Annotated in this window: 14 protein-coding genes; 6 read left to right on the top strand and 8 right to left on the bottom strand. The window is 47.8% G+C overall.

Annotated elements, in window-relative coordinates; genetic code table 11:
* Positions 1–121: 121 nt before the first annotated feature.
* From rgy to BCF55_RS07355, 4 genes are read right to left on the bottom strand one after another with little or no spacing between them, the layout of a single operon-like run.
* Positions 122–3619, bottom strand: a complete 3498-nt coding sequence (gene rgy, locus BCF55_RS07340) for a reverse gyrase (protein ID WP_121012168.1) — start codon at positions 3617–3619, stop codon at positions 122–124.
* 15 nt (positions 3620–3634) lie between these two features.
* On the bottom strand, positions 3635–3931 hold the full coding sequence (locus tag BCF55_RS07345; RefSeq protein ID WP_121012171.1) for a 4a-hydroxytetrahydrobiopterin dehydratase: 297 nt from the start codon (positions 3929–3931) through the stop codon (positions 3635–3637).
* Positions 3932–4834: an MBL fold metallo-hydrolase gene (locus BCF55_RS07350; RefSeq protein WP_121012174.1), complete on the bottom strand. Its 903-nt coding sequence runs from the start codon at positions 4832–4834 to the stop codon at positions 3932–3934.
* A gap of 23 nt (positions 4835–4857) precedes the next feature.
* Positions 4858–5025, bottom strand: coding sequence for a PaaI family thioesterase (locus BCF55_RS07355; protein ID WP_245960415.1), 168 nt, complete (start codon positions 5023–5025; stop codon positions 4858–4860).
* 50 nt (positions 5026–5075) lie between these two features.
* Between BCF55_RS07355 and BCF55_RS07360 the strand changes: the two genes are divergently transcribed.
* Positions 5076–5927, top strand: coding sequence for a family 1 encapsulin nanocompartment shell protein (locus BCF55_RS07360; RefSeq protein WP_121012176.1), 852 nt, complete (start codon positions 5076–5078; stop codon positions 5925–5927).
* Between the two features lie 10 nt (positions 5928–5937).
* Positions 5938–6891 carry a cysteine synthase B gene (gene cysM / locus BCF55_RS07365; protein ID WP_121012179.1) on the top strand — a complete coding sequence of 318 codons (954 nt, stop codon included), beginning with the start codon at positions 5938–5940 and terminating at the stop codon, positions 6889–6891.
* 1 nt (position 6892) lies between these two features.
* Here the strand turns inward: cysM and BCF55_RS07370 are convergent, their stop codons facing one another.
* Entirely contained in the window at positions 6893–8233 is a 1341-nt protein-coding gene (locus BCF55_RS07370) for an MFS transporter (RefSeq protein WP_121012182.1), read from the bottom strand.
* Positions 8234–8269: 36 nt separating this feature from the next.
* Here BCF55_RS07370 and BCF55_RS07375 point away from each other — a divergent pair, with 36 nt between their 5' ends.
* From BCF55_RS07375 to BCF55_RS07385, 3 genes are read left to right on the top strand one after another with little or no spacing between them, the layout of a single operon-like run.
* Positions 8270–8458, top strand: coding sequence for a tautomerase family protein (locus BCF55_RS07375; protein WP_121012185.1), 189 nt, complete (start codon positions 8270–8272; stop codon positions 8456–8458).
* Complete coding sequence (rsmI, locus tag BCF55_RS07380) at positions 8458–9141, top strand: 16S rRNA (cytidine(1402)-2'-O)-methyltransferase (protein WP_121012188.1); 684 nt, start codon at positions 8458–8460, stop codon at positions 9139–9141. Before BCF55_RS07375 ends, rsmI begins: the two co-directional genes overlap by 1 nt.
* Complete coding sequence (locus tag BCF55_RS07385; protein ID WP_170144769.1) at positions 9141–9812, top strand: GGDEF domain-containing protein; 672 nt, start codon at positions 9141–9143, stop codon at positions 9810–9812. The genes rsmI and BCF55_RS07385 overlap by 1 nt, the downstream gene beginning before the upstream one ends.
* On the opposite strand, the gene tatA is transcribed toward BCF55_RS07385, so the two are convergent.
* From tatA to BCF55_RS07400, 3 genes are read right to left on the bottom strand one after another with little or no spacing between them, the layout of a single operon-like run.
* Positions 9809–10042 carry a twin-arginine translocase TatA/TatE family subunit gene (gene tatA / locus BCF55_RS07390; protein WP_121012194.1) on the bottom strand — a complete coding sequence of 78 codons (234 nt, stop codon included), beginning with the start codon at positions 10040–10042 and terminating at the stop codon, positions 9809–9811. The two genes, BCF55_RS07385 and tatA, sit on opposite strands and share 4 nt — an antisense overlap.
* 43 nt (positions 10043–10085) lie before the next feature.
* Positions 10086–10328: a cory-CC-star protein gene (locus BCF55_RS07395; protein ID WP_121012197.1), complete on the bottom strand. Its 243-nt coding sequence runs from the start codon at positions 10326–10328 to the stop codon at positions 10086–10088.
* A complete protein-coding gene (locus BCF55_RS07400; RefSeq protein ID WP_121013176.1) occupies positions 10325–12001 on the bottom strand; it encodes a carbon starvation CstA family protein in 1677 nt (558 codons plus the stop codon). Before BCF55_RS07400 ends, BCF55_RS07395 begins: the two co-directional genes overlap by 4 nt.
* A gap of 52 nt (positions 12002–12053) precedes the next feature.
* Between BCF55_RS07400 and thiO the strand changes: the two genes are divergently transcribed.
* Positions 12054–13118, top strand: coding sequence for a glycine oxidase ThiO (thiO, locus tag BCF55_RS07405; RefSeq protein WP_121012200.1), 1065 nt, complete (start codon positions 12054–12056; stop codon positions 13116–13118).
* Positions 13119–13140: the final 22 nt, after the last annotated feature.

Genomic DNA, 13140 nt, shown 5'->3' on the forward strand with positions numbered 1-13140 from the left:
GAGATGGTGAATAAAGATTCAGAGCTTTCTGTACTTCCCCTTCCTCGCCTTGGCCATACCCTTCCAGTAGATAAGAAGGATGCCATGAATAAAGGCAACGACGAGTACAAGGGCTACAACGTCACTCATAGTAAAACTCCCTGGGAGCGCTTACTTCCCCGACCTTTACCAGTATGTTCTTAACCTTGTGGGCTTCTCTCAGAACTTCAAGGTAGTCAAGCTCACCCCTCTCTATCCTGTCCATCGCCTCCTCAAGTCTTCTCGTGAGTTCCTCGCTCGTGTAGTCCGGATAATGCTTCCTCAGGTAGTTGTAAACTTCTATACCCATCTTTGTGGGAATGAGCCTTCCCCTCTCTTCTTTTACGTATCCCCTGTCCAGAAGGGTCTGGACTATATGGGCGTAAGTTGAGGGTCTTCCGAGACCTCTTCTCTTCATCTCCTGAATGAGCGTTCCCTGGGTAAAGAGGGGAACCTTTGGAACCTCTCTGAACTCCACGGGCTTTATATCAAAGGGTTCTTTCTTCTCAAAGACCCTGAAGGTGGGGAACATGAGGTCAAAGCCGTGTTCTATAACTTCCGTTACGACCTCTTCCTCCCAGTCGTAGTAGGGAAGTTCAACATGGAGCTTCTCTACCCTCACCCTGGCGGGTCTCATCTGGGAAGCAATGAAGCGTTTAAATATGAGCTTGTAGAGTTTCAGGGCGTCTTCGGGCTCTTCAAGGTCTATAAGTCCGGCGGTTATCATGAACCTGAGGTTTGAAGGCTCCAGGGGTCTGGTGGGCCTTATGCACTCGTGGGCTCCTCCCTCTCCCCAGCTCCTCGGATAGAAGTACTCTTCGCCAAACTTCTCGCTTATGTAAGGCTTCGCCACGAGATACCTTCCAGCCTCGGAGACACGGGTGGAGTCCGTCCTGTGGTAGGTGATGAGTCCCGCTTCAAAGAGATTCTGTAGAAGTTTCATAGTCTTTTGTGCAGAGAAGTGGAGTTTCTCGCTCGCATCCTCCAAGATGGTGTCCGTAGAGTAGGGAGGCAGGGGCTTCTTCTCTGTCTCTTCGGGAGAGTGGGTATAGACCCTTGCAAGCTCGAGCTCCTCGTAAACACTTCGGGCAACCGTCAGGTCCTCTATCTCCGCTCTGAAGCTCTGTCCGTTTACCTCAAAGATAACCTCCCCTTTCTTCTCCCTGGACTTTTCGTACCTCTCTATCACCCAACCTAAGACGGGCGTCTGAACCCTTCCGGCGGAGAACCAGTTCTTGTTAAAGACCTTCCATAGGACCCTTGAGAGGGTGAAGCCGACCCACCTGTCCAGGACCCTCCTCACTATCTGGGCTTTGACCATGTTTACGTTAAAGTCCCTAGGACTCTCCACAGCTTCCTGGAAGGCTCTGGGCGTTACCTCGTGGAACTCGGCACGTTTCAGGTTCACGTTGAAGGGTCTCAAAAGGAGAAAGAGGTCGTAGGCTATCTTTTCACCCTCTGCATCGGGGTCCGTGGCTATGAAGACCTCGTCCACCTCGTAATCAACTTCCCTCAGCCCCTCAATAATTGTAAGCTTGTCTTCTATCTTTCCCCTGCACCTCTCTTTAAGATACTCGTAGTCCGTGTGCTGTATCCCCTGAGGCTTACACCTCTTTATGGTGTCGTAGACGGGTATGAACCTGTCCCTGTCCTCCAAGACACCGAAGAATCCTTTATCGGTTACAAGGTCAAGGACGTGTCCGAGGGAGGCGGTAATCACGAGAAGCCTCTCACCAAGGGGAACCTCGTAGGCTATTGTGTCCTTGACGAGCCTCATCTGGGGCTTTCCGAAGAAGCTCGCTATTGTTTTAGCCTTGTTGGGAGATTCCACGACCACGAGGGTTGTCTTGAATAGGTCCTTTATCTTTTGAGCAACCTTGTGCTCTAAAATGAGCCTTGCCCTCCCCCTGTCCTCATCTATCTCCTTTATAAGCTTCTCAAGGTCTATCTCTTCAAGGCTCTTGAACTCAACGTCCGACTGCATGAAGTAGGCAGCGAGCCTTCTCTTCAGAGACCTGAAAGCCTTGGGGTCGGAATAGAAGAGGATGGAGAGTCCCTTTGTCATCCCTCCCGCTATGAACCGTGATGTTCTCCCCGAAGCCTGGATGTAGGAGTTCGCATCCCCGACGACCACGAAGAGCTGTCCATCTCTATGGACGAGGGATATATCCTCCGACTCCTCAATCTTTTTCAGGAACTCCCTGTCTGTGAGAAAGCCTTCCAAAAAGTCCTTTATCTCCTGAACCCTCTCCTTTATACGTGGGTACTTATCTAAGTCCTCATCCCTCATCGTCAGGTATCTCTTCAGGTAGTTTATGTACTCAATAGCCTTGAGCCTGTCCTCCTCCTCAAAGAGGTTCAGAAGAGCTAAGAGCATGGAGTGGAGGAGGGAGGGCTGGAGCGTTAGCTCCGTCGGAAATACGTGCTTGGGAGGGTCTAAGAAGATGGCGTAGCGAATCACGTGAGGCAGATCTAACCCCCTTACGAGCGGGTTCGTTATGTGGGATATTCCCATCGCAACGTCAAACTCACCCTTCTCTAAAGTTTTGTAAAGCTCCTCAGCTTTATAATCAAGGTAGTTTATAGCCTTAATCCCTCCCTTCCTGTAAAACTCAACAACCTCCTCAACCTTGTCCTTTCCATAAAATACGGATAGATAAACGAGCCCTCCTTTTCCGAGCTTCTTAATTAACTCCGCCGAGCGTCCAAGGGCGTCCTCCAGGTCCTTAGCAGGCTCAGCTACGTCCACTATGTTCCTTACGGTTGTTACAGCCTTCTGAACGTCAAAGCCTAAGAGGTTTCTGAAGAGGAAGACCCTGTTCCCTTTGGGTTTCAAGGTTGCGGAGGAGACTATCAGAACCGTATCCCTCTCCCTCTTCCTTATCTGGGAAAGCCTGTCCCAGTCCTTCTCGGTCTTGTTCTCTTTAAGAGCTAACTTTATCTCGTAATCGGTAAAGCCAAGGAGCTTGAAGAGGTTATCTACGTTCTTTGAACGCTTCAAAAAGGAGTCTATGTCGTCTATGAAGATGAATTTGAACCTGAAGTTCATTAGGTTTTCAAAGTTCCTGTGAAGGAACATGTTCGTCCCGCAGAGGATATCAAAACCACCGCTAAGGAACTGTTCTTTAACCTTCTTCTTTGATTCATAAACGAGTATCCTCTTCTCAAGTCCAAGTCTTTGTGAGAGCTCCCTTAACCTTTCTCCTGCCTGATTGGCAAGGAGTTTCGTGGGAAATATCAGGAGAGCTTTGGGCTCTAAAAAAAGGGAGGTAACGAAGCCGAAGGTCGTCTTACCAACCCCCGTAGGGGCAACTATAGCAAAGGATTCCTTTCTAAGAACCCTCTTAGCCCAGAGCCTCTGGAGGCTCCAGGGTCTTGCCCCTACTGCCCTTTCAAAGAAGCTCTCAAACTCACCGAGCCTTCTGTCGGTCTCGCAGTAGGGTTTGAGTTCCCGAAGTTTATTTAATTTCTCAAGAGCCTCACATACCTCTTCTTCCGGTTTTGGAAGACATTTAGAACAGGGAAGCCCCTTAGACAGCCTCTCATCGCTAATCGCTCCCCCGCAGTTAGGACACCCCCTCTCTATTATTAGTAAGCTCATGGGGAAATTATATCTTTAATGCCTCATTATCTCCTTTACTATCCTGTCTATATCTTCGGCGAGTTTGAAGTCCCTCTCCGTTATACCTCCCGCCTCGTGGGTGGTGAGCTTGACCTTAACCCTCTTAAAACCTACCTCAAGGTCTGGATGATGCCAGTGGGCTTCGGCAAGGGCTGCTATGGCGTTCACCACAAATATCGTCGTCTTCCAGTTTTTGGTTTCATAAACTTTTGTTATGTAATTTCCTTCCAAGCTCCAGTCTTCAAGCTCTTTAAGTCTTCCCTCTATATCCTCAGGACTCAGCCTCTCCATCTAAAGCTCCATGTCCAGCTCGTTAAAGACCCTGTAAACGTTTCTCAGATGGAAGACGTCGTACATCGGAAGGTTCTTATAGGGGGTATCCTTCAAAGCTTCCCTTATTTCATCTATAAACTTCCCCTCATCTTTGAGCCTTGCTACATTTTCCCTAACAAAGGCTATGTAATCCTGCGTTTCCTTTATAACCTCCAAACCTCCCGGTTCACCGTGTCCGGAGAGGACGAGTTTAGGCTTGAGTTCTTTCAGTTTGTTCAGCACTTCAACCCAGCCTTTAGAGGAGGCGTTTCTATCCCCCATGAACACTATCCTCCTTTTGGCTGTAAGGTCTCCCGCAAAGAGAACCCTATTCTTGAAAACAACTATATCCGTGTTCGTATGTGCCGGTGTCATGGGAATTATCAGGAAGGTGTCATTTCCAACCCTCAACTTAACCCTGCTGTCCACCACCACATCCGGGGGTGTGAGCTTCACGTTATCAAAAACACCCGGGAAAGAGCTTTTAACGCCATTAAGGACCGAATCCGCCTCTCCTGAATCGTAGAAATCCTTCAGATTCTTGTGAGCAACTATCTTCGCCCCTGCTTCCTTAAAGGCTGATGCTCCGAACCAGTGGTCCATATGGTAGTGGGTAACTATCGCATAGAGGATAGGAGCGTCCTTAATTTTTTTAAGTTCTGAGATGAATTCCCTCCCAAGCTCGGGAGTTGATAAAGTATCCACCACAACCCACCCTTCATCTGTAAGGACGGCGTAAGCGTTGGACATAAATCCTCTGTTTTCTTTAGAGGGAAGTGCGTTTACTCCCTGAGCCATATAGATGCTCTCGGAGACTTTCTTCAGCTCCATACCGAAGATGAACCCTAAAGAAATTAGAAATGTTAGCAAAGTCCTTACCATCTCCTCTTCCTCCCGCTCTAAATTTAATCTCCCCGATGGTTACGTTCAAGGATCGCGCTTGAGATAACACCACCGTGAACGAAACCCAGATGCTGGAGGTGGTAGTCTTTTATATCTATACTCAGAATAGCTCTATCTCTGCTTAGCTCTTCCACGACCGCACCGATGTGTTCAAGAAAAGGGAGCCTCACATCGTTCATACTATAATTACTTTAAGATAGCTGAGAAAGGAGGGTCTGATATGGACTTTTTGGGAAGAGAAGATTCACCCCTGACCGCCGAGGAGTGGAAACAGATAGACGAAGCGGTTATAAGCGTTGCAAAAAACACCCTCGTGTGCAGAAGGTTCGTTCCCGTCATGGGTCCCATAGGTCCCGGCCATCAGATGGTTTCTTACGATGTCATCTACGGAATGGAGCCGGGAGTCTGCGAGATAAAGCCCGGACAGGAGTACGAGACCTGTGAGCCTGTCAGGACGGGGGTTAGAAAACACATACCTATACCTACACTATACAAGGACTTCATAATATCCTGGAGGGACCTTGAGTATTACAGACAATTCAATATGCCCGTAGACACCTCTAACGCAGCGGCTGCAGCGGTGGCAACGGCTGTTGCTGAGGACACCCTAATACTGTTGGGGAACAAAAACCTCGGACTTGAAGGTCTTATGACGGCAGAAGGTATAAACACCATGTCTATGAGTGACTGGTCGCAGGTGGGAAACGCCTTCAGCGACGTGATAGCTGGAATTTCCAAACTCGTAGAGCAGGGTTTTTACGGTAACTATTACCTTATAGTTAACCCCAAGCAGTATTTCCAGCTTAACAGGATGCACGACAACACGGGCTTGCTGGAAATTGAGCAGATTAAGAAGGTAGTTGAGAACGTCCTTCAAACACCTATAATCCCTGAGAACAGAGCACTTCTCGTATCTGCTGGACCTCAAAACTTTGACCTCGTGATAGCCCAGGACATATCGGTGGCTTACGTTGAGTCCACCAACATGAATCATGTCTTCAGAGTACTGGAGATGGCTGCTCTGAGGATAAAGAGACCAGGCTCTATCCTCGTCATAGGGAAAGGTAAGTAAAAGCTATTAAATGTGGGTTCTTGGACAACACGACGAACATTACCGGAAGGCGAGAAACTCTGTACTAAACCTGATTGGCAATACTCCGCTTGTAAAGATAAACAAGGTTATCCCCGAGGATGTGTCTCCTGAGATAGAGATCTATGCAAAGCTTGAGAGTTTTAACCCTGGAGGTTCCGTCAAAGATAGACCGGCACTATCCATGTTTCTCACAGCTTTGAAAGAAGGTACTATCCAGAAAGGAAAGGTGGTGATAGATGCCACCTCAGGGAATACGGGGATAGCCCTTGCTATGGTGGGAGCGGCACTTGGAATTCCTGTTGAACTTGCCATGCCCGCCAACGTTAGCGAAGAGCGTAAGAAAATAATAAAAGCCTACGGTGCCAAAGTCTATCTTACAGACCCTCTTGAAGGAACTGACGGAGCCATACTGTACGTTAGGGAGCTTGTAGAGAAAGACCCAGAAAGATACGTATACTTAGACCAGTACAACAACCCCGCCAACTGGAAAGCCCACTTTTATTCAACAGGCATAGAGGTCTGGAATCAAACCGAAGGAAGGGTGACCCACTTCGTCGCCGGCATAGGCACGGGTGGAACGATAATGGGGACGGGGAGGAGGCTAAAAGTTTACAACCAGAATATACAGGTGGTTGGAGTCCAGCCCGCTTACCCCTTCCATGGGATTGAGGGGTTAAAACACATAGAGAGCTCCATAAAACCGGGCATATTTGATGAGAACTTCCTTGACAGAACCATATTCGTTGAAACAGAAGATGCTTACGAGTGGGCACGTAAACTTGCGAGGGAGGAGGCTATATTCGTAGGACAGTCCTCGGGAGCAGCTCTGTGGGCATGTATAATGCTCGCAAGGGAGCTCACGGAAAGGGGAGAAAAGGCGGTCATAGTAACCGTATTTCCCGACGGAGGGGAGAAGTACCTGACCACAGCTCTCTTTGAATAGGTCAGGTTATTTCCTCTATAGACTTGCCTTTAGCCTCTATACCGAACAGGCTCCATAGCAGAAACGCTAAAACACCAACAAGCCACAGGGAAAAAAGTCCGTATATACCATAGGTATAGCCAAACTGGGATACGCTAACAAGCAACGGCGGAGCCATAACGCCACCGAGCCTGCCAATTATTGATATAAGCCCTACTGCTGTAGCCCTTATGAACGAGGGGAATATCTCTATAGCACTTACATAAGCCACGCTTGCAAAGGAAAAAGCTATAAACGAGTATATAGCGAAGGCTGTATAAAAGTTATCAAGGTGGACAAGGGTAAGGGTGCTTAAAGCTGAGAGGAGAGCGACCCCTAAACCGGTCGTCTTCCTTCCAAGAAGGTCAGAAAATATAGACACGACCACACCACCAAAGAATCCCCCAACGCTCCCTATCAGAAATAGGTTTGGCACGTCCTCCGAGGGAATCCCCATAGAAGGCGCAAGGCTTATGGGCAGGAGGCTTACAAGTCCGTAATAGGTAGTAAGTATAGTAAGGCTGAGGGAGCTGGCAAAGACGAACCTCCAGGTGTACCTGCTCATGATGAACCTCAACCCATCAACAAGGCTGCCTTCAAATACCGGAACAGGACACTTAACCGCCACAGGAACTACACCAGCTTCCCTCTCCAGCTCCTCAACTATCTCCTCAGCTTTCTCCTTTTTACCTTTGGATAGAAGCCATCTTGGAGACTCCGGGACACTCCTCCTGACCCAAACTATTAGCAGAGCTATAACCCCTCCCAAGAAGAAGGCAAACCTCCACCCCCATTCAGGTGACAGATTCTCAAGAAGAAAAAGAGCTACAACAGAGGCGAGTAAACTCCCTATGTTCCAGGAGGCAACCACAAAGCCGTCCACTTTCCCCCTATGTCTTGCCGGTATGAACTCATCAATGGCGGAGTGTATAGCCGCGAATTCACCCCCTATACCCGCTCCGGCTAAAACCCTAAGGAAGAAAGCACTGTAAAAGTCCCAGGCAAATCCTGTCAGAAAGGTTCCAAAGGAGTAAAGGAAGAGGGTAATCAAGAATACCCGTTTCCGCCCGAACCTGTCCGCAAGGTAACCGAAAAGAAAGGAGCCTATTATAGCGCCAGCGAGAAAACCGCTTATAACTAAGGAAGCTTGAAAGGGATTCAAGTTTAAAGATTCGGTCATACTTCCGAGAACGTTTCCGACTATAACGACCTCAAAAGCGTCCAGAACCCAAGTTATTCCAAGCGCTAAAAGGAATTTAGTGTGAAACCAGCTCCAGGGCAAAGCATCCAGTCTACAGGTTATATCTGTCTCTATAAGACGCATCCGTAAGAAGTATAAAAGAGTGATAACATATTAGACATGCCCTACGTCAATGTGAAGGTAGCCGGTAAACTGACCAAAGACCAGAAGAGAAAGATAGTTGAAGGTATAACTAATCTCCTTGCAGAAGTTGCCAATAAACCCCCTTCGGCAACATACGTGGTTATAGAGGAGATTGACAGGGATAACTGGGGTAAGGGCGGGGAACTTCTATCTGACAGGGACTGATGGGAAAACTTTACGTTGTTCCCACCCCCATAGGAAACTTGAAGGACATAACTCTGAGAGCCCTTGAAGTGCTTGAAAGGGTTGAGTACATAGCCTGTGAGGACACAAGAAGAACGAGCATACTACTGAACCATTATAAAATTAAGGGTAAAAAACTTATCAGCTATTATGAACCCAAGGAGGAAAAACAGATTCCCAGGATTCTCAAGGTTCTCAAGGAGAAAGATGTAGCTCTGGTCTCCGATGCAGGTACCCCGTCCATATCTGACCCGGGCTACAGGCTTATAAGAGCCTGCCTTTCGGAGGGAATAGAGTTTGAAGTCCTCCCCGGTCCATCGGCAGTGATAACGGCTCTGGTCGGTTCAGGTCTTCCAACAGACAGATTTCTGTTTGCGGGATTCCCTCCTAAGAAAGGTACGAAGAGATTTCTTGAAGAGCTCTTGAGCTGTGGAGAGGTAACCTTTATACTGTACGAATCTCCCAAGAGGGTACTGAAAACCCTTTCCCTTCTGAGGGAGTTGGTTGGTGAGGCAGATGTATGTATAGCAAGGGAACTTACAAAGCTCCACGAGGAGTATATAAGAGGCAGCCTATCCCATGTCATTGAAGAGCTTGAGAGGAGAAGTAACCTAAAAGGTGAGGTGGTGCTGATATTCAGTCGGAAAAGAGTTTTTACCTCTTAGTGGTTCTTGCCTGTATAGGGGTAACTTTCGTTGCCTCCTACATACACCACAGGGTTATCCTCGGTATACCCCAAACCGAACTGTCCCAGTATGTGGTTCCGTTCTTCGTAGGTTCGCTCTTTGGCTTACTTATATCACACCTTATAAGACTCCACAGGGCTCTCAAGCAGAAGGAGAAAGAACTTAAGGAGCTTGCGTTAAGAGACCCCCTTACGGGGCTTCCAAACAGGAGGATCCTTATGGACTTCCTGGGTTTTGAGATAAACAGAGCAAATAGGAAAGGAACCCCTCTCTCTATTGCTTTCGTTGACATTGATGATTTCAAGCAGATAAACGACACCTATGGACACCTGGTGGGGGACAGGGTTTTAAAGGCTCTATCCGGGATACTCAAAAAGAACCTGCGTTCAACAGATCTGGTGGGAAGGTATGGGGGTGAGGAATTTTTGATAATCATGCCAGAGACAGACCTTAAAACAGCGGTCAAGGTTATGGAGAGGCTCAGGAAGAGAATTGAAGAAACCCACTTTGAACCTGTCGGTAGGGTAAGCGTTAGCATCGGCATAACGGAGCTCAGAGCAGGGGATGATATGAACTCCGTTCTTGGAAGGGCAGACGAAAAACTTTACCAAGCGAAGAGGGAAGGTAAGAACAGGGTTTTAGCCGGTTAACTGGCTTTCGCCTCCTCTTTTTTGTCCTCCTTTACCTCTTCAGCCTTCACCTCTTTAATCTTCTTCTTCTCCTCCTCTTCAACCTCCAGTTCTCCCGAGAGAGCCTTTTTAAAGTTCCTTATACCAGCTCCCAGAGCTTTACCTGCTTCAGGAAGCCTGGACGCACCAAAGAGTACAAAGACTATCAAGAGGATTATAAGGAGCTCCGGAATAGTTGGCATGTGAAACATACTTTTAACCTCCTTACGGTATACAGTTCATTAATATAAACCTTTAACAGCATCTTATCCACTCCAAAGGTGAGTGTTCAAGTCCCATTCTCCTGTGCCAAGCGTGGAACTCTTCCAGAAGGTCAGGGTAAGCCTCCAAAAAGAAAAGCTTGTAAGGGTTTGGAAGCCCGAAGTAATCGGAGAACACAAAGAAGAGGAAGACCTCATCAAGCTTCCTCGCCTCCCTCGCAAACTCCTGACCGAACTTGAGTCTATAGAACTCAGATATAAACTCAAACAGCCTCATGCCTGCACTCTCCTGCCTTCGGTTCTGATAGCATTCACAGACTCCAGAATTATCGCAATTTCCAGCATGAGTATTATCCCACTCACACCTGCGAGCAGATAGTCTCCCTTCACAGCGTTATTGACCAGGTTTAAGAACATAGCCAGTGATGTAATTATCAGAACCAGAATCAGCGGAACCAAAACGTAAAGGGTGGGTCTGTTTTCCCTTCTCAGATACAGATAGGTTACAAGAAGGGCAAGACCAGCAAGGAGTTGGTTCGCAGCACCAAAAACAGGCCAGAACAGTAGCCCCCCTTTCCCTCCTTCCTTTGCAAGGACTAAACCCATTGAGCTCAGCACGGCAATAAGCGATGCAAACCACCCATTCTTAAGGGGCTTTATAGAGTATATCTGTCCAAGTTCATTCAGAATGTACCTCTGAATTCTAACGCTTGTATCCATGGTGGTAGCTGCAAAGAGGACTATCAGTGTTGCCAGGAGAGTACTGGAGAGACCGGTACCTATACCCAGGGAGGATACGAGATTAGCTCCGCCTTCAACCACAGCTGGGATAGCGGATTTGTTTATGTTCGCCCATGAAGAGTATAACTGTGCAAACCTGTCTGAGGAGACCATAGCTATACCCGCTGTGCAGGCAACTATAACCGCTACCGCAAGGGAACTCTCACCCAAAAAGCCAAGATACCCTACAGTTCTGGCGTCACTCTCCCTGTAAAGCTGTTTTGAAGTCGTACCGGAGGAAACGAGGGCATGAAAACCGCTTAAAGCACCGCAGGCTATGGTTATAAACAGGAAAGGGAATATGGGAGGGGCTCCTTCAGGGAAAAGGGTGAAGGAAGGGGCTGCCACCTTAGGATTTGCAAAGAGCGCACCTATGTATACAAGAACGAGAAGGACCAACACCTGAAGACCGTTTAAGAAATCCCTTGGTTGCAGGAGCAGCCATACGGGAAGGGCAGAGGCAAAGAAGGTGTAAATGAACAGTACAATTATCCAGAACATAACAGGACCGACCCCCAGAGAGGAGGAAACCGGTCCTATATCAACAGGATAAAGACTGCCCACGTACATAGACAGGTAAAGGAGGAGTAAAAAGACAACCGTAGGCACGAGGAAGTTTATCTTAAGCCTGTATACACTGAAGCCAAAGAGGATAGCCAGGGGAACGATGACCCAGGCTGGAATGACACTGGAAGGGTACTTTATAAAGAGCAGAGCTATGACGTAGGCAAAAACCGCGTTCACAAGGATTGCGAGGGCAAGTATAAGCAATAGGAATAAAACCCTCGCCCTTTCCCCGGCGTACTCGCCAAGGATAGTACCTATGGACTTTCCCTTGTGTCTAATTGAGGCTACGAGAGCTCCCAGGTCATGAACAGCGCCTATAAACACGGCACCGAGGACAACCCACAGGAGTGCAGGAACCCATCCCCATATAACCGCTATAGCTGGACCAACTATCGGTCCCGCTCCTGTAATGGAGGTAAAGTGGTGCCCCAAGAGTATCCACTTGTTGGTAGGAACGTAATCAACCCCATCCTCAAGTTCGTGGGCTGGTGTCTTCCTCCTATCATCAAGCCTGAAAACCTTCTCGGAGAGAAACCTTGAGTAGAAGATGTAGCCAAGGGCGTAAACCAGAAAAGCGAAGGCTATCAAACCTACCGCATTCATAACGGAAAAATTATAAAACGCCCTAAAAGGGACATGTTTTATATTAAGGTTTATGAATATCCTTATAATCGGAAGTGGTGTCATCGGGCTATCTACAGCCTTTGAGCTTAGCCTCAGAGGGCATAAGGTGAGGGTTTTGACCAGAAACTATGAAGAGGGAGCCTCATGGGTTGCAGGCGGAATGCTCGCCCCCTTCTCTGAGGGGCTTGAAGGAAATCTTCTGGATTTTTCCCTGGAGAGTTTGAGGCTTTACCCCGACTTCGTGGAGAGGCTTGAGGAGGTTTCCAAGATAAAGCTCTTCTATAACAGAAACGGCATACTGAGACTGAGCCTGACGGAGGAGGAGCACAAAGAGATAAAGGAAAATGCGGAAAGGTATAGAAATATGGGCATAGAACTGGAAGAGATACCTACAGAAGAGCTTGAAAAGAGAGAGCCAAACATCTCCAGGGAGATTTTTGGGGGGGTCCTCTTCAGAGAAGAGGGAAACGTGGACGCTGAGAAGCTTATGGACGCCCTCATATTTGCCTGTGAAAGTTTAGGTATAAAGATTTTGATAGATGATATAACCGAAATAGAGCGCTCTGGGGAAAGTGTAGAATGCATAAAGGGATACAGAGATACCTACAGAGCTGACTTTTACGTTTTTGCCACTGGGGCGTGGAGTAAGTCCCTCCTCAAAGTTCCCGTTTACCCTGTTAAGGGGCAGATTCTAAAGGTAAAAGGTCTTGAACTGGAAAAGGTTTATTACTCCAGCATCTCCTACATAATACCTAAAGAGAACCACGTACTCATAGGTGCCACCTCCGAGGATGCTGGATTTGATAGCAGGACAACTCTCTCAGGGATAAATAGGCTTATAGAAGGTGCTGTGAGGGTGATACCTGCTCTAAGTGAGGCTGAGCTTTTGAGTGTAAAGGTCGGTTTCAGGCCCGGTACTCCCGATGAGATGCCCATATTTGACTTTGGGGAAAACTTCGCCATACTGACAGGGCACTACAGAAACGGTATACTGTGGGCACCGGCAAGCGCGAGTTTAGCCCTTGACCTCATAGAAAATGGTAGCATCTCCAGGTACTTTGAGCTTTTTTCTCCCAAGAGGTTCGTAAAAAAATGAGAAAAAACCGTCAAAAATCATA

Source organism: Hydrogenivirga caldilitoris (genome assembly GCF_003664005.1).
Classification (GTDB): Bacteria; Aquificota; Aquificia; order Aquificales; family Aquificaceae; genus Hydrogenivirga; species Hydrogenivirga caldilitoris.